The 18131-nt window shown below is 42.3% G+C and carries 14 protein-coding genes; all 14 read right to left on the reverse strand.

All coding sequences use genetic code 11. The features are described 5' to 3' along the window. Window positions 1-11: 11 nt before the first annotated feature. The 14 genes from BP549_RS12090 to BP549_RS12155 all read right to left on the reverse strand — a co-directional run bounded on the left by BP549_RS12090 (window position 12) and on the right by BP549_RS12155 (window position 17908). Window positions 12-419 carry a DUF1699 family protein gene (locus tag BP549_RS12090; protein WP_292375101.1) on the reverse strand — a complete coding sequence of 136 codons (408 nt, stop codon included), beginning with the start codon at window positions 417-419 and terminating at the stop codon, window positions 12-14. Window positions 420-521: 102 nt separating this feature from the next. Next, on the reverse strand, window positions 522-1823 hold the full coding sequence (gene hisD, locus BP549_RS12095) for a histidinol dehydrogenase (protein WP_292375104.1): 1302 nt from the start codon (window positions 1821-1823) through the stop codon (window positions 522-524). Window positions 1824-2086: 263 nt separating this feature from the next. After that, window positions 2087-4276 carry an ATP-dependent DNA helicase gene (locus BP549_RS12100; RefSeq protein WP_292380929.1) on the reverse strand — a complete coding sequence of 730 codons (2190 nt, stop codon included), beginning with the start codon at window positions 4274-4276 and terminating at the stop codon, window positions 2087-2089. A gap of 215 nt (window positions 4277-4491) precedes the next feature. Then, entirely contained in the window at window positions 4492-6258 is a 1767-nt protein-coding gene (locus BP549_RS12105) for a ribosome biogenesis/translation initiation ATPase RLI (RefSeq protein ID WP_292380930.1), read from the reverse strand. A gap of 413 nt (window positions 6259-6671) precedes the next feature. Further along, complete coding sequence (locus tag BP549_RS12110; protein ID WP_292375112.1) at window positions 6672-7085, reverse strand: hypothetical protein; 414 nt, start codon at window positions 7083-7085, stop codon at window positions 6672-6674. A gap of 220 nt (window positions 7086-7305) precedes the next feature. Continuing rightward, window positions 7306-8325, reverse strand: coding sequence for an MBL fold metallo-hydrolase (locus BP549_RS12115; protein WP_292380932.1), 1020 nt, complete (start codon window positions 8323-8325; stop codon window positions 7306-7308). 453 nt (window positions 8326-8778) lie between these two features. After that, a complete protein-coding gene (locus BP549_RS12120) occupies window positions 8779-9186 on the reverse strand; it encodes a DUF1699 family protein (protein ID WP_292375116.1) in 408 nt (135 codons plus the stop codon). Between the two features lie 694 nt (window positions 9187-9880). Beyond that, window positions 9881-10147, reverse strand: coding sequence for a thioredoxin (gene trxA / locus BP549_RS12125; protein ID WP_292380951.1), 267 nt, complete (start codon window positions 10145-10147; stop codon window positions 9881-9883). Window positions 10148-10444: 297 nt separating this feature from the next. Further along, window positions 10445-11254 (reverse strand): coenzyme F420-0:L-glutamate ligase, encoded by an 810-nt coding sequence (gene cofE, locus BP549_RS12130; RefSeq protein ID WP_292380934.1) that lies wholly within the window; start codon window positions 11252-11254, stop codon window positions 10445-10447. Window positions 11255-11615: 361 nt separating this feature from the next. Beyond that, on the reverse strand, window positions 11616-12431 hold the full coding sequence (locus BP549_RS12135) for a DUF1638 domain-containing protein (RefSeq protein ID WP_292380937.1): 816 nt from the start codon (window positions 12429-12431) through the stop codon (window positions 11616-11618). Window positions 12432-12697: 266 nt separating this feature from the next. After that, the gene (locus BP549_RS12140; RefSeq protein ID WP_292380953.1) at window positions 12698-14599 is read right to left on the reverse strand and encodes a uroporphyrinogen decarboxylase family protein; all 1902 of its coding nucleotides are present in this window, start codon (window positions 14597-14599) and stop codon (window positions 12698-12700) included. A 238-nt stretch (window positions 14600-14837) separates the two neighbouring features. Next, window positions 14838-16487 carry a TCP-1/cpn60 chaperonin family protein gene (locus BP549_RS12145; RefSeq protein ID WP_292380939.1) on the reverse strand — a complete coding sequence of 550 codons (1650 nt, stop codon included), beginning with the start codon at window positions 16485-16487 and terminating at the stop codon, window positions 14838-14840. Window positions 16488-16561: 74 nt separating this feature from the next. Continuing rightward, entirely contained in the window at window positions 16562-16693 is a 132-nt protein-coding gene (locus tag BP549_RS12150) for a hypothetical protein (RefSeq protein ID WP_292380942.1), read from the reverse strand. A gap of 336 nt (window positions 16694-17029) precedes the next feature. Beyond that, complete coding sequence (locus tag BP549_RS12155; protein WP_292380945.1) at window positions 17030-17908, reverse strand: methylenetetrahydrofolate reductase; 879 nt, start codon at window positions 17906-17908, stop codon at window positions 17030-17032. Between the last annotated feature and the right edge of the window lie 223 nt (window positions 17909-18131).

Consider the following 18131-nt stretch of genomic DNA (forward strand, 5'->3'; position numbering starts at 1 on the left):
GAATTAATAGATTAATCTACGATTCTTTTGCTCAGGATATAAAGGATCATATCCGAGTTTAATTTACTTTCTCTCGAAAGCTTTTCGGCAATAACCTCATTGGTGAAACGATCAGCTTTTAATTCCTGTATTTTCTCCAGAATGTTCTGAGAGACATTATAATACTCGTTTATGTCCTTCCTGTGCCCCCATACATCCCCTTCTAGAAGATTAATCTTCTGCATCTCCAGAAACATTTCAATTGACTTGGAGACCGTCCTTCTGTAAGATTTAGGAAGCTGTATCGCTTCAATTTTCGGACATGTTTCCGCAAGCATAAATACATCCTTGTTAGACGGCCTGAAAGCAAGGTGAATAACCTTCTCGTTCGGATTGAGGGTAGGAATTTCCTCCCGTGAACTAACTACTCTGATTTTCATACGTATCCCCACTCCTTATTTAAGAATTAGATTTTCATTTATTTAAAAATCAAATTTTGTTTACGCATTTACATTTTAAATACATATCGATTAGCCGAAATATTATTTAGAGGGTTTATACCCAAACCGAGTTCTAATAGCATCAGCATGTGCATGTAGACCTTCTTCCTCGGCTAATGCGATTACAGTTTCTTTCAGAATTTCAAGCCCACTCTTGCTGATTCTCTGAATACTTGAGTATTTAATAAAATGGTTTATATTCAGACCAGAATAAACTCTGGCGTATCCGGATGTGGGAAGCACGTGATTCGTCCCGGAGGCATAATCTCCAGCAGGAACAGGTGAATAATTTCCTACAAAAATTGATCCTGCGTTTTTAATCCTGTCAAGTACAAAATCCGGATCCGATACCATAATCTCAAGATGTTCGGGAGCAAATTTATTGCTAAAGCTAATACATTGTTCCAGGGAGTCTGCAATAAGAATTGCAGCGTTTTCAAGAGAAGCCTTTACAATGCTGCTTCTCGCAGTCTGTTCAGCCTGAACCAGAACTTCTTTTTTTACAGCCTCTGCCAGCGTATCCGAGCCTGTAACGAGTATTGAGACTGAGTTTGGATCGTGCTCGGCCTGCGCTATAATATCCGAAGCGGCCATAACGACATCTGCTGATTCATCTGCAATGATTAACACCTCGCTAGGACCTGCCGGGAAATCTATCTCTGCAACGTCCCTGATCTGCATTTTGGCAGATGTGACAAAAACATTTCCAGGCCCTACGATTTTGTCCACCTTGGGAACGGTTTCAGTCCCATAGGCCATTGCCCCTATAGCCTGCACTCCACCTAGTTTGAAAACTTTATCCGCTCCTGCAACCTTTGCGGCAGCAAGCGTAAGCGGGTGTACGGAACCGTCCGGCCTTGGAGGGGTACAAACAATGACCTGCTCTACTCCTGCAACCCTGGCAGGAATTACAGTCATTAGCACGGTTGAAGGATAGGAAGCCCGCCCTCCAGGAGCATATGCACCCACACTTTCCAGAGGTGTTGCCTTTTGACCCAGCACGATTCCTGGTTTGAGTTCCATGAACCAGGTAGCTTCCGGGAGCTGAGCTTCATGGAAAGCTTGTATGTTTGCAGCTGCGGCTTTAAGGTGATCCAGGAGTTCAGGACTTATTTCGGAAAGAGCCATCTCAAACTCTTCCTCGCTCACTTCAAAATTTGCAAGTTCGACTTTATCGAATTTAGCTGTATATTCCCTGAGTGCGGCATCTCCTTTGGTGCGCACATCGGAAAGCACAGCTGAAACAGTTTTCGCTACGTCCTCAAGCCCGGATCCCCGGGAGAGCAATTTCTGCATTTCAGCTTCCGAAACATCAGACAACTTTTTGAATAACATCATAACCATCTCTGAAAGAACCTGACAGAACCTGATACAGGTTGAAATCTGATATAAATTGGCGAATTAAACTCGAGATAAAATGAATTACTACAAATTAGCAATCGGCAATCTGAGAGCCGAGCAACCAGATAATCGATTCACTTGAGAATCCAATCCCATTAAATCCCTGCCCTCATTTAATATTTTATCCCTTACTGAGCCTAATAATATAGAGTAAAAACCGTAAAGCGGATCTACTATAAAAAACAAAAGAAGTGAGGTAGGTAAAATCAATAATCGCTGATTGTTTTTTGCCCTGAGGAAGGACTTTTCTCAGGAAGTTCAGGCTCCAAAATTCCAGGAACTGCCTCTCGGATTCCTATCTGCTTAAAAATCCGGTCTGCAATTTTTGGCCCCAGAAGAGCAGCCACTTTTACAGGGTCGGCTCCTGCAAGCTCTGCTGAGGATTTGAAGCCTGCGTCATAAAGTTTCCTTGCTCTCACGCGCCCTATACCTCTGATGTCAAGTAGATCCATAAGTTCGGGGGCCGCTCCGTAATGTATCCGTTTTTCAAGTTCTGCGGCTTCTTTTGCCCCTTTGAGGTCAATAAGACTAGCAAGCTGGGCAGCAACATGCATTATCCATTTTGCAATGTCCGCAATTGCATGAATGTCACCTTCCCCGGTACCGAACTTTAAGCAAATCTCGTTTTCAGATTTTTCGTGAATCCAGTCAAGTAGAAGAAGGGAAGTTTTGACTTCTCCGAGGAACCATTCATATTCCGTAGTATCAAAGGGACTGGGCACCCTTATAAACTCGCTGGCGTGAGCCATTACATAATCGTTGATGTCCTGATAGTCCTGGCTCCTCATGTAGAGCAGACGCATGTCAGGCGTGCTGCATACCAGATGCAGTAGAGTAAGTTCGGTCAGGGTTTCTGCTTCTTTCAGGCCCTTTGCAATGCGGGCAGCCGATAGTGGATCAATATACAGCCTTGAGACAAGCTTTCCGAAGTTTGTAGGAATAAGAGCATCGGTATTCTCAAGCATTTCTTCCTGACGCAAAAAGTTAAGGCATTCATTCACAACCGTGGAAAGCCCGAAGTTAGAGTACTGGAAAGCGAAAAATGTTGCCTCCAGAAAGTCCATTAGTTCGTCATAAGTCCGCGCAAAACCATTGGAGATAGTAGAGAGCACATGTGTCCTGAGAGCGTTTTCAGTTCCGAGTTTGGACCAGATATCTTCGGCATCTGCCTCGATGTAGTTCTCAAAAAGGAAAACAAACTCATTATAGGATTTTGCAATAAGTACAGCTTCTCCGTATGGGTCAAGTCTTGGCCTGCCTGCCCTGCCTGCCATCTGTTTGTACTCGAGCACAGGAATAGGCTGCATTCCACCTTCAGAGGAATAGCGCCGATAACTTCGGATAATTACGCGTCGAGCAGGCAGGTTAAGCCCGGCTGCTAGAGTAGGAGTGCTCGAAATCAATTTGATTTTTCCAGCCCTGAAACCGTCTTCTACAAGCTCCCTTAAAGGAGTGGTAAGGCCTGCATGGTGAAAGGCCGTCCCTGAACGAATACAGGCTGCAAGGTTAGTTGAAGTATCAGTTTCACTGCTTTCGAGAATTTCATCTGCAATTTCTGCAAGTGCTTTCCTGTCTTCTGCTGAGAGCGTCTTTTTAACAGTTGAGGCCGCCTTTTTTGCAAAAGCCATACAATTCTTTCTGCTGCTTTCGAAAACCAGGCACTGCCCGTCTTTCCTGAGAGTATCCAGCGCAAGGTTCACAGCTTCGTCTTTTGTGGATTGCTCAACAGGTTTTTCTCTATCCTTGCAATAGAAGGTCCCATTAAAGAATACCCCCTCATGAAGTTCAGTAGGCCTCCATTCACTTAATACAAGCTCGGCTTCCAGCCAGGCTGCGAGTTCGTCGGCGTTTCCTACAGTTGCAGAGAGCGCTAGGATCTGGCAGGAAGGATTCATTTTCCGAAGCTTTGCAAGGGTAACTTCAAGCGTTGGGCCCCTATCCGGTGAGTCTATGAGATGAACCTCGTCTGCTACAACAACAGAAATTTCCTGCATCCAGGCAGTCTCATTCCTGAGCAGGGAATCGGTTTTCTCAGAGGTTGCAACAATTATATCGTTTACTCCGAGCCCCTCGTCCCGAAGGTCATAATCCCCTGTTGAGATGCCGACCTTTATTCCAAGTTCCGAAAACTCCCGAAACCGCCTGAATTTCTCGGAAGCAAGAGCTCTAAGAGGCACGATATAGAGTGCCTTTCCTCCTGCGCGGATGGATTTCAACATTGCAAGCTCGGCAAGGAGAGTCTTCCCTGAAGCCGTTGGGATTGCAGCAAGCAGGTTTCTTCCTTCAAGCAGCCCTTTTTCCACGGCTTCGGCCTGAGGGGGATAAAGTTCCAGAATCCCGGAATCGACATAAAACCGTTTTATTTCATCGGGCAGATCGAGACTTTCTATCTTCATTGAAAATCAGAAACTCACACATTGGATAAAAAACTATTTTGGAATTGCACACCACTATCGAAAAATTTAGTATCTGCAGAAACATCTTCAAAAGTTTCTGCAAAAGCCTGGTTCCCTGTTAAGGGAAACCTAATTCATTAAGATTTTTTGAACATAAATTACTAAACATCGATTAGTTAACATCACTTACTGAACGTCACTTTACTGATGTCGAATTAATTACCTGCCGAATAATAGTAATTTCCACTTTCTTTTTGTTCCCGGTCAAGCCTTGAGCCCAGATTATTCACACGCGGGCGCCTTGTTTCCTCGTCCCTGCGGAAAGTTATGCCCAAGTTTTTCAGGAATTTGTTCATACCGTTTTCCATGCTGAACGGGCCATGCGCTTCACCGTATACCGAAGGCTTGCCTTCAAAAACCACGAGTCTCTGGCTCAACATATCTATCATATAGATATCATGATCTACGACAAGAGCTGTCTTCTTGTTGTTTTCGGCAAAGCGGTTGAGGACTTTTGTGACCATAGAACGCTGTTCAACGTCCAGATGGGCACTGGGTTCGTCCAGAATATAAAGGTCGGCTTCCTGGGTTAGACAGGCTGCAATCGCAACTCTTTGCAATTCTCCACCACTTAGCTCCGTAAGAAGGCTATCATAGATCTTTTCAAGCTGGAGTGGGTTCGAAATTTCTACCTCGTAGTAGCTAGTTCCAAACTGCCTTGAAATACCACGCAGGAAATCCTGCACGCGCACAGGGATGTCGGCTTTAATGTACTGAGGCTTGTAAGAGATTTTAACGTCTATCCCTGGATCGCCCTCATCAGGCTTGATTTCCCCTGCAAGCACCTTTACAAAGGTTGACTTTCCTATCCCGTTGGGGCCTACTATTCCGAGTACCTCACCTTCCCGAAGGCTGCCACCTGTAGCTTTTAGGGAGAAGCCATCTCCAAATTTCTTTGAGAAACCGTTAAAAGTAACTACGGACCTTAACTGGTAGTCTTCTCTCGGAGGATGGACTTCAAACTTTATGGCTTCAGGTCGTATCCTTATATTTTCTTCAGGGAGATAGCCTTTGAGGTATTGATTAATCCCCACCCGTACACTCTTCGGAAGAGTAACCACACCAAAAGCTGCAGGCTCTCCGTAAGCAATGTGAATGACATCTGTGAGCATGTCCAGGATTGCAAGATCGTGCTCTACCACGAGCACAGCTTTGTCCTTTGATATATTCTGGATCAGACGGGCGACGTTAATTCTCTGGTAGATGTCAAGATAAGGGCTAATTTCATCAAAGAAGTAGAACTGAGCATCCTTTGCCGCACATGCTGCGATTGCCACACGCTGCAGTTCTCCACCACTCAATTCCGAGATATTCCTGTTGACTACGCTTTTTAAATCAAGATAGTCGACAAGCTCATCAAGGACTCCTCTCTCATCGGTTTTTTCGAGCAGTTCGAATGTTTTTCCTTTGAAAGCTTTAGGGATCAGGTCTACGTACTGGGGCTTTTGGGAAACTCGGACCTTACCGTCTACAACAGCTTTAAAGTAGTCATAAAGTGCGGTTCCAGCATAATGTTCAAGCACAGTGTCCCAATCGCCTTTTTCCTGTCCGAAGTTAGGGATTAAAGCTCCTGAAAGAATCTGAACGGACGTACTTTTTCCGATCCCGTTAGGACCGAGAATCCCTGTTACTTTTCCTGCCCTGGGAACAGGCAGCCCGAAAAGGGCAAAACCATTTACTCCGTACCTGTGAGTGGGTTCCGTTAGAGCTTCAGGAAGCCCTATGATCATGATGGCGTTGAAAGGACATTTGTTAATGCAAATTCCGCAACCTACACAGAGTTCCTCGGAAATGACAGGTTTTCCATCCTCCTCAAAAACAATCGTCTCATCCCCTGTTCGGACCCTCGGGCAATATTTCTCGCACTCCTTACTGCACCGTCTGGGCTGACACCTATCTTTATTAAGTATAGCTATTCTCATGATAGTCCCCAAAAATTACGTTTTTTCTTTAATTTGGTAAACAATATTAAACAGAATGTTTGCTGTAATTTTAAGCATAACCTGAGAGTAACAATGTAAGTTTTTGCTATGGTAGAAAGCTGTTATCACAGCAGGGCAATATGATAATGTAACGTTAGTATATTGAAAGAATATTGCATATATACAGTAGTTATCGGTTATGAAATGCCTGCTCTGGTATATGAACTGTTGGACTATTGCAGGCACAAAACATCAGTTAAGTAGAAGTTTAATTGGATATGCGGCCAAATTATGCAAAATCTTGTAAATTAATACACATGTTTGTGAATCAAAAAAATAAAAGCCTGTGATAAAAAACTGTATAAAAGGCCCTTAAATTTAAGAGAGCCTTTTGCAGTTCAGGAAAGGGGATTTTAATTCAGGAGGAGAGTCCAGACAACAAGGAAGAAATCAATCACTATAAACTCTACGTAGAACCAGTCCTTGAATTTGAACTCATTTGTGCTGATCTTGAGTTGAGGATAAAGAAATTTCTGTATGAAATATGTAAACCCGATAACGATCGTAAGTATAACATACCAGATCCTATCTTCTCCTGTCCCATATAGACGGAAACATAGTACTCCTGCAATTGTGCCAAGTAATGCAGCTACTATCGTCTTAATAATTCCGTCTTTATACTCCTTTTGCTTTTCCTCAGGTGTCCTTTCCTTAATAAGAGTCTTTTTCTCTGGAGTCTCGATCTTTGTTGCAGGAACTTCTGAAGTAGCCTCTTTTATTTTTGTAGGTTCCTTTCTGGACTTTGACTTCGGATTTTGCTTACTCAACCTGTATACTCTCCTGAACGGCAATTAACATTCCCGGGATATAATTGTAGTCAGGATCTAATCTCAGTTAAAAAATTAGACCTGGATTATAAGATTTTAATTTGCAGATTTGGGATATTAGATTAAAATCATTATATTTAAATTATTAGAATTAAATTATTTAATAAGACTCTCAAAGTTAAATTATTGGGATAAATATTAATGCTAGATTTTTACAGTTTTAAATAAATTCATTACTTAAAACATTACCGATCTGATCTATAGATATCGAATCAATTCCTATTGAATTTAAATGTTTTGAAAATTTAGAAGGTCTATTCCCTCCTGGGTGATAGACAAGAGTTACTTCAGGGGAAAGTTTCCTGACCATATTTTCAAGCCCGCAAGCATCAAGATGGTCGCTTATCCTGATTGTTGGGTAAGGGTAATCCATACGGCAACTCAATACGTATTTTTTCATGTTCCAGGGCAACTTGTCAAGGTCCCAGGGAGCAACTATGAAAACCCCATCATCTTCTTCGGAATCAAGCCCTGTCAGTTCCCCGGCATCCTCAAGCATACTGCGGGTAAGAGCCCTTGTCCTAGCATCCATGCAAATATTGCCATCATATCCGAATCCTCTTATGAGTTCGACTGCGCGCTGGGCTTTTCCAAACTCATATGCTCCAAAGGCGACTGGCCCGTTTTCAAAAAGAGCTGATTTCATGCCTTCAAGGTCATCTGCAAAATGGCAGGAGGGGTCGGCAGGGTCTCCGTAGTTAGCTTCAGTAATAAGGACGTCGCAGGGAGGAAGATTGCTTGCATTTTTAACGTCGCCTGTTACCAGAATCCTTGTCCCTACATCGTTTTCCCAGTAAAAAGCAGTCGCACCTGCAGTATGCTCCGTGGAGAATGTCTTCACCTTTGTTCCTTCGATATCGATTTCATCCCCAAGCTTGCACATGCTACCCGCATATTTTCTATCATGCCTAATTTCAAGTGCTATAGCGGTTTTTTCCGAACAAATGGAATTGGGGGAAAGCATAGCCGATTTTCCGTGATGATCGGAATGGGCATGAGTGATCAGATAAGCATCGGGCTGAAGTTGCTTTCCCGGTATCCTGGTAGTATCAATGGAAAAGGTGCGCAGATCCCCGGCATTGTCCCTGAACCGGAGAGAAATATGCGGTTTAAAGGTCCCGCGAGAATTACGCTGCCTGAGCGCCAGCACACCAAGATCAATCAGTTTTTTAGAAATCACGCAAATCCTTGGAGGAGATAATACTTAAGGTATTTAAGGTTAGGGAAAAACTGTAGATTCATATAGTATTATTATATAGAAGAAATGCTTAAAAACAAGAACATACTGATTGAAAAAATTATGAGATTTGTTTTCCAGTTAGTATTGACAGTAACTTAGACAGTAACTTAGACAGTAACTTAGACAGTAACTTAGACAGTAACCATAGGAGTCAAAACTCCTCCCAAGATTACGATTTTCTTAAAAAAGATAGCAAAAGAAACTAATAAATAGGAAATCCTCTTGAAAAGGGATCTCAATTATACTTCCAGGTTTTCCCGCTTTCTCCAGATAAGCGCTCTCTAAAATAAAAGATTTGAGTCGGAGATCAGATCGCAGAAGCGCGAAAATTCGACATTTTTGCGGTTTAATCTCCAGTGAAACGCTTGGTAGCGTATCTTACTCTGTCCAAGTTCAGGCAGAGGATTCCTTGGTTATGATATAAGCAACCATTTCAGGGTTAAGCATGTTTTCCCGTGAGATCTTTGCTTCAATATCCTCAGTGGATTTACCTTCGGCTTTCATCTCCTTTATTTTTTCAGTAACTGAGGATGGAATAGTGTAGTATTCGTTAATGTCCTTCCTGTGACCCCAGACATCGCCTTCGATGAGTTGGATTCTCTGCATATCAAGGAACATTTCTATGGACTTTGAAACTGTAGCCATATAAGACTTAGGTAACTGAATTACCTCAATTTTCGGACAGGTCTCAACCAGTCCCAAAATATCCTTGTTTGAAGGCCTAAAGGCCAAGTGAACAACACGCTCATTTGGATTCAGTGTAAAGATTTCTTCTCTTGAACTAACCACTCGGATTTTCATGTTTTTCTCATCTCATTATAATTTTTTTTACGTTTTTACATTGATATAATTAGGTTATACTGACTATAAATATTTATCCCATTCAACTAACATTATTTAGATAGTATTCTAGGTTTTTAATTCACAAAGCATTTCATTAATCAAAATAATCTTATTTTACTGCTAAATTTTTTTACAAAAACTTATGTAATTATTATGATATTTATAGGATTTCAGAACTTTTCAGCTGATAATTTTAATAATTCGCATTACAGAGTAAAGTTTCCAAAATACGTAATTATTCTGCTATTGATTTCCGATTTAACACCAATTTATTGAGCTTCTATGAAGGAGTTGAGAATAACTACAAAACGTGTTTAGAAGCAAGAAAAAGGTAGCTACTCAATTTCCATCAATTTTCCATTTATGTACCCAATTAATAGGAAAAGTTTAAATGTACAATCAGGAAAAAATATTGATTTTCGAAAAAAATACTTCAGAATGTAAGCAGTAAGACTTTACTGCCCTAAATTAAGAATTAGAGAATGAGTAAGTTATAAAATCAGCATAAAACGGAAAAGAACATCGAAGCACTTTCATATAGAATAAATTAAACTTACCTACAAAAGAACAAAGTTTACCTATAACAGATATGGAAAAAGATTAGCCCCAGGTTTATGGAACCCCGGGCGGTCTTTATCAGAAAAACTGAGGGTCAGAGGATCTTATCGAGTTCCGACGCCAGTACACTACCCTGGGTAACTCCCATGAAGCGCTTTACTTCAGTCCCATCTTTCTGAATTATCAGTGTCGGGACCGCGTGTATGCCGTATTTGGAGGCCATTTCTTGGTTTTCATCCACATCGATAACTTTGAACTCAACCTTATCCCCATACTTTTTCTCAAGCTCTTCAAGAATCGGTTTTTGCATTCTGCAAGGTCCACACCATGTTGCGGAAAAGTCCAATAACATCGGTTTCATAAAATCACCTTTATATTTTGAAAGGTCTGAGACTTTCTCTGTTTTTGTTTGATCCACTCCGGGAAGCATATAGAAGAGTCGTACATATACTACCTGAAAAGGCCTGTACGACAAAGCTGCCGGAAACCCAATCCTGATGATAGGCGACATAAAAGCTGGATTTACCAAATACAGGGTCGGGACTCAATTAATTGTATATATTATCTTCGAGAATATATAACGCTTATCTCAAACACATAGGTTTTACTGAAATGTATTCATAAGAGAAGCCAGAGTAACTTTAACTGAACTAAAGAGTTATTCCTTTTTCCCTCTACCTTTATCCCCGGTCATGCTTCTGATTATGTTACCAAAATACATACATCCTTCCATGGGGATCGTTGGCACATCTAGAGACTCATTAACCATATTTACAGGAGCGCCACGGATCAGCACGCAGGGAACTCTTTCTCCAGCTTCTCCCATAAGAAGTTCGGCAGCAGAAACAAGGTTATCTGCTACAGCCTTATATGTAATACGAAGAGCTTTTCCATAGATATCGTTGGTTCCCCGTGCGTCTTCCACAGGCACAAAGCCTGAAACTCCAAGTGCAATTCCCGAGCATCCAAGCCTGAGAGGCTGGGTCCTGCTATCCCCTATAATTACCCCCAGCTTGCATGAATAACGCTGTTCAAGCTCTTTCCGGATCTTTTCCGAACTTTTTCGTGGGTCTTTGGGGAGCAGGATCACATGACCTTCAGGGGCGTTAGAAGCGTCAATACCTGCATTCGGAGCCAGAACACCTTTCGTAATTGTAAGGGCAGCTCCAGGCACACCTCCAAAAATCTCATCGCATTCCTGAAGCACGAGTTCCATTTCCCTGGGATCGATCTCGTACTTTTCCCCAAGCACCTTTGCCCTTTCACCTGGAGTAACGCTTTCAAGCTTTACAACTCTTCTTTCCGCCGTGCCAACAGCAGATTCGGCAAGCACGAAAATATCCCCTTCAACCGGGACAAGACCCGCTTCCTCCAGGGCCGTTTCTAGAATCTGTACGATATCGTCCCCTTCCCTGATAATAGGGGTCTTAATTCCGAATATCTGAATGGAAATATTTTTTGAACTCATGTTTTACTGCCTTTAAAAACGATGATTTACTTTAGTTTCCTGAACCAGGAATCGATGATACGGCATCAAGCAGTAGAATGCTGAAGGATATTGATAAATGTATCCGAATATTAATAAATATATTAAACTATTTATATACTTGTCAGAATATTCGCACTTGTTTTTAAGTATAAATAAATATATTTGAATATTAATGAATTCCTATGAATATTTATATACTTACATTAAATTTTTGGGAAATCATATTCTATATATAGAACTCCGAAGATAAAAACGTATCCGAAAATTTACTGGAAAACTCAAAGTAACCTTCCAGATAGATTAAAATCTAACTTGAAAACTTTCTCTTATGAGATCAATATTAGAGATGGGTCATAAGTGATTGTTTCAGTTCAGTATAACACCTTTCGAAGATAGCTTGTTCAGCTTTGATTTCCGTTATTCCAAATTCATAGAAGGTTGCAAATTCCCTTACTCTGAGTTCAAAATTATGCTGGTATTTTAAACCAGTATTGATTTTTGCCACCTGAGTATACTTGGCAGCTTTGAATACCAGCTTTGACTCCTCAAGAGATTCCAGGCTACGGGCAAATCCATTAGCTAATACCATTTTTTCCCAGTTGGCAGCCCACATAGGAGTAAGCATGAAAGTCCTCTCCCCTCTTAAATCCTTTGTTACTTCCATAAATGATTTTTTGCCCCCAAGAGTCGCACAGATGCAATCGTCGGTGATTTCTCCTTCAGCGTCCCTGAGCAACACGAGAGGACATTTAAGATACTTAAAATCTTTTTCAACGTCCTTAAGCACGTTACCACAAAGTCCATAGAGTAAAAGCAGCCCATCTGAGAAGAGTGCCATTTTTAGAATAGCATCATATATGTTCATTTTCAGCCTGGCACGTTGTTTCTGTCCTGTGCCCACAATTTCAAGAATGTCAAGCACAAGAATTAGCCCAGAACTCCCTTCTTGCTGTAAACTCTTGAAACTTCTATGTGTCTCGAGATCTTTAAGAGCAATTTCCCGGCAGGGGACGCCTACTTCTCCAAACTTTCGTACAATATCCTCAGAACTCTCATTATTAAGTATTAGAATTTCGTCCACCTTTTTATCATGCTCCAGGAGATGAACAATTTCATCTTCAAAGATTTTGCATGAAATGATGCTTATTACCTTCATTGCTACCTCCTTTTCGGGTTTCTCCAATCTGGCGGAGAAATCAAAATCCATCAAATCGGGATGTCAAAAAAGAAGATAAAGTACAAACATAAAGCAAAAATCTTTTTAGGCTCTGTAGAATCCCTCCAAATTCTGATATGATTGAAGTGAAAATATTAGATGATGTACTACTGAATAGCGAGAGTTATTCTTGATTTTAATTTATGGGCGGGCATTTTGATAGGTTTTCTACAGAGCTGTTTTTGATCTTCGCTTTTTTGTTCTTATTATCCAATAATCCTCTTCTGTAGTTCCGGCCCTTTCTCGGCAACTAGGTATGTTTCCGCAGTAACTGCATCGCATGCAGCACCTGGCGGGACTTCGCATCCCGTAGAGATCACGTACCTGGACTGCATTCCGTTGTCCTTCAGAGTATTCAGGACACCTTCCATGAGCTCCATGGTATCATCCTTAATTTTCTTGAGACCATCTGGAGAGTTATCAAGGAATATTATAGGGTTTGCCTGGCCCATAAACATTGTTTCCTTGCCATGGTTGGTGATGAGGTACCTGTAGTCCTTCGACCCCTTGTTAGCTTCATGTGGGTAGTAAGTATAGCTGTACGCTTTAGCTTCCCACTTATGGATAAGATCCCAGTGCGGGGCATCAGCACAGTTGTGGATAATTACAGGCTTGTTGTATTGCTTATAGAGAGGCGCGATTCTATTTTGCATGATCTCACCTTCGGTCATCATGTATTCATCGGCACTCATGATGAAGTTGTTTGTCCAGAGGGTAACCATACAGAGGTTGTCAGGCTGGGCTTCTTCAAACATCATTTTCATGACGTTCTCTACATATTCGGTAGTCTTTTCAAGCCCCTTCTTCACGACATCTGGATTTGTCTTGATATCGGCGAGGACGCGAGATGCACCCATGATCTGGGTAAGGGCAATCATCGGGCCTTCGATGAGTGCGGTCATCGGGGCATTCAGGCTGTGAGCCTTTTCGGTCGCAAGCTTGTTGCCCATAATCAGGTTATAGGCACGGGTGCCTTCCTTAAGCTCCGGGACCTCTAGTTTCTCATAGTCCTCAAGGTGTCCCTTTGCAGCCGGCGTATCCTCTTCCGGATATCGTATATCTGCGCCAAAATCGGCAGCGTCTACACAAAGGTCTGTCAGGCCTATGAAAGTGTCCATGTTGAAGTACTTGATACCCGTGTAGACACATTCCGCATACTTTTCGGCGTTGGTTGAGTAATCCTTGTAAGTGCAGGGCACAAACTTCCTTGATACTCCACAGGCAAGAGGCGCGGTTGGCAGCCTGTCGACTTTTTTGTCATCAAAGGCGGCTGTGAACCGCTCAGCCTTGGTCATGGCTGATACGAATTTCGGCACAACTGAGTCGAATTCTTTCATGACTTTTTCAGCAGTAATCCTACCAATATCCACAGCGGCTTTCGGAGCCTTTGCAGCAAGGATCTCTCTATATTTTCTCCTGGAAAGCGCAATCTGCTGGTCGCTCCACCTTTCCTCAGTTGGTGGAAGTGCCTTTACTGCTTCAAGCGCCCAATCAGTTGCCGAGCTTGCATCATACCTCATCGCATCGGCCCCGATTTCCTCTGCAAACCTTTCCGAAATTGGAGCTCCTCCAACAATGACCTTTACTGCGTCCCGGATCCCCTCTTCCTGAAGCATTTCTATGACCCTTTCCATGCCTGTCATGGTGGTGGTCATAAGTGAACTCATGGAAATGATATCGGCCTTATTCTTTTTTGCAGCTTTGATAAACTCTTCCAGGAGCACATCGGATCCAAGGTCAATTACCTTAAAACCGGCAGCAGACATCATTGTCTTTACAAGGTTTTTCCCGATATCGTGCACGTCCCCTTCAATTGAGCCTATCACAACAGTTGCAGGTTTTTCCGCACCCTCGATCTTCACATGAGGTGTCAGGATATCCATTCCGGCATACATTGCAGTGGAAGCAATGAGCAACTGAGGGACAAAAGCCTCTCCCTTATCGTATTTTTCGCTTACTATCGACATTCCCTTGGCAAGCCCATTAATTATCGCTTCATAGGCATCTACCCCTTCATCTAGAGCTTTGCGTGCCAGTTCTTCTGCAAGATCTTCATCACCTTCGATAACAGCATTCGCTAGCTCTGTTAATATTTCTTCTTTTGTCAGTGTATAACCCCCTCAAAGCAATATTTTAGAAATTAGATTCTAAATTTTTTTGATGTTTCCCATATAATGACATGAAAAAATCATGTGGCAAAAGTCAGCAATTATACAAGATATAAGATTCGTAAATATAAATATTCTCATGATAAAAATACAGGAAAGTAAACCTTGAATCAAAAGCAGGAGAATGAAGGAAATCTCAAAAGACAGGAAAGAAAAACGGGTTTTATATATTGAGTTCTTACTTTTTTAGCCTAATCTCATCAACCCGCAGCATGCTGCAGGCAGTTTCGGTAGCGGAAACGATAGCCAGCTTTTTGATGCTCGCAAGGTCATAGAAAAAGGGTGCATCTGCCCGAACTTTGCCTGATAGGTCGATCCTGGCTTCCTCCCCCCTGCTGTAGCTGGCAGCTATTTCGGTCATAGCGTCCAGCGCGTTCATTCCTGCATTTCGAGCCAGAGCTTTTGGGATTTCTTCAAGGGCATTCGCATACTCGAGCACAGAAAGCTGTTCTTTGCCTTCAAGGGTAAGCGCATAAAGCCTTAGCATCTGCGAAAGGTCAAACTCGGCCCCTCCTCCACCTGTGACGATCATTTTGTTCCTGTAAAGGAAAGCCGCACTATTCAGGGCATCATCCACAGCTTCCTCTACCTTCCTCAAGTTATATTTGACAGGTTCCCAAACCAAAATGCTCATAATAGGCTGGTTCTGGACCCGGATAAATACAAAGTTCTCATGACACTTCTTTATAACTTCTAGGCTGTCAGCTCTGCCCAGCCTTTCTGGGGCAAGCTCGTCGCTGATGACCATGATTTGAGTCCCTGTAGCTTTAGAGAGTTTTTCCAGGTCCTTGAGTTTGAGTTTTTTAAAGAGCAGAATGCTCTTCCGTGCCAGAGCCTCCTCTATGCATGGGTCTACATTCCCCTCACAGAAGACCACATCTGCCCCACTTCCGATTATTTTGTCTGCAAAACCCCGAAGAATATCTTTTTGCTTATCTCTGAAGCTATAGGCGGTCTCAAGGTCCCGAGCTATCTTATCATGCTTGGGGCTGAGATACTCGCTTTTGAATTTAAGGTCATAATTCAGGATCAGGAGGGAATGTTTGTTGAAATTCCGGGGCATATCGGGCCTTGCAGGAGATTCGTCCATTATCAAACCTTCAAGGTAATCAACCTCAGGCCCCCCGGATTTTTGGAGAATTTTTATATTTTCGTTCAGGTCCAAACACCCCTCAGGAGAGAGGCAGTTGAGGCGTTCGACCACCCTGAGAACCACGTGTGTGAGCTCTTTTGCAAGCCCCGGCTGCATGCCCTTACTAAGAGCAGCCCCCAGCACGACAGCATAGCTTTCCTCATAAGATTTTGCAGGCCTGCTGCTGTATTCCAGTAACTCGTAAGCCTTGTAAAGTGCAAGCCGATACCCTCGGACAACCGTATTTGGGTGAACTCCGTTCCGGATAAGTTTGACCCCATTTGCGATAAGAGCAGCCGCCAGGATCACAGCAGTTTTTGTCCCATCCCCACAGGCTTTGTCCATGGATTTTGCCAGGTTTTTCAAAGCCGTTACGGCAGGGTGAAGGATGTCAATTTCTTCCAAAATAGTCTTTCCGTCACTGGTTACAACGATTTCGTTTACCGGATTGATGATTAGCTTGTCAAAACCTTTTGGGCCAAAAGAAGAGCGAAGAAGTCTGTTAACTTCCCCGCATACCATTTCAAGGTGGCTGGTTAGCTCTTCTCCTTTCACGGGCCCTTTGATCCCGATTTTTTTTCTGATACTTTCAGCCAGCTGGTCAAAAGCAGTATCTGGAACTTCCTGTGACATTTTTCCGGCCGTTGCATTAGACTTAATAGATATTTGCGGGGCAGGTTTGATTTTAGATGCCATTTATTTCCACCTCAGAAGTGTTCCGATTCCAATTGCGGAAAGTCTTGTTTCAACAGGCTGATCCAGAATCGGTCCTATATTAGCCTGTTTAAGATCGAAATGAATCCTGTCAGGTCCCGCTTGTAGGCAGCCATATGTTCCTCCACAAGACTTCGCGCAAGCCCACGCCCGTACTCAAGTGCCGCCTTATAGTTCCCGAATGTCATCCGCGCTCAGGTCGATCATGTTAAATCCAATCGCAGTAAGCATTGTCTTGACAAATTTCTTGCCAATGTTATATAACTCCCCGAGGTTATATTCAGTTGAATATTTCAGGATTTTGAACTTTCTCCCACAGAAAATAATGGTATAAATTTATTGTTAATTACAAAGAACCATTACCCGCTCAATTAATATATATTATCAAATTTTATAAACATTTTCTGTAGGAAAAAAGGAGAAAATTAATGATATAAGATATAAAATAGACAAAACAGGAAGTTTTAAAACTTAAAGAAAAGGAAAAGAAACCTCCCATTTAAAGTGAATGTTTTTGTATTTCGTTACTTCCCTGAAATTCCAGCCATAGAAAGCAATCTTGGAGTATTTTTATGAGAGCCTACAGGCATAATGTGAACCCCTCTGGAGAGGTTCATAAGCTCTTTTATAGTTTCTGAAGCTATGGAAAGGCCTTCCTCGATCGGATCAGGTGCATCTTTTATGCGAAACATAATATCTTCAGGCACACGAATTCCCGATATATTCTTATTCATGAATTCGGCCATACCCAGGGATTTAAGAGGAATCAATCCTGCAATTATAGGCACTTCAAGGTGGCTTATAGCCTCCATAAACTCCTCAAACATGCCCACATCATAGACTGCCTGAGTCTGGATGAAATCAGCTCCACATCTGACTTTCTTTTCAAGCTTTATGAGTTGTAGAGGTTTTTCAGGGTCTATGCCAGAAACCGCTCCTGTACAGAAAGAAGTCCCTCCGTCAAGCCTGTTTCCTGCAAAATCGATGCCTGAATCAAGTTTTTTGACAATTTGTAGGAGCTGTACGGAATCAAGGTCGTATACAGGCTTTGAACCAGGGTGATCTCCGCAAGAAGGAAAATCCCCTGTCATCAGGCAGATATTTCGGATACCCAGAGCATGCGCTCCCAGAAGATCAGACTGAAGTCCGAGCCTGTTCCTATCTCGACAGGTGAGCTGCATAATAGGCTCATGTCCTTCGTCAAGAAGAAGCTTGCTAAAAGCCAGGGAACTCATATGCATAATTGAGCACTGATTGTCCGTAACATTTATAGCATCTGCAATGCCTTTGAGCTGACGAGCATCTTCTAGAGGAACTGAAAATCTTGTGCCCTTAGGAGGGGAGACTTCAGCAGTAACCAAAAATTTGCTGGAATTCAGTTTTTCACGAAAATTAAAAAGCATTGAGTAACAATATTAGTAATGAAATTATTTAAAGCCATGCTCCTAACGGGTTTAGCAACTTAAAGAAGATTAGGTCTTTTGATTATTACATCGTTATTGAAAATTTGAAAACCTTGAATCTATAAAGACTAGAGATAATTAAGGCTTTGAGGCTATCAAAACTCAGAAGTCAGGAAAGGCGTTTTTAACCTGAAAAAAAGAGGGTCGTGTCCCTAAGTTATTG

It is taken from the genome of Methanosarcina sp. UBA289, assembly GCA_002496565.1.
In the GTDB taxonomy this organism is placed as follows: domain Archaea; phylum Halobacteriota; class Methanosarcinia; order Methanosarcinales; family Methanosarcinaceae; genus Methanosarcina.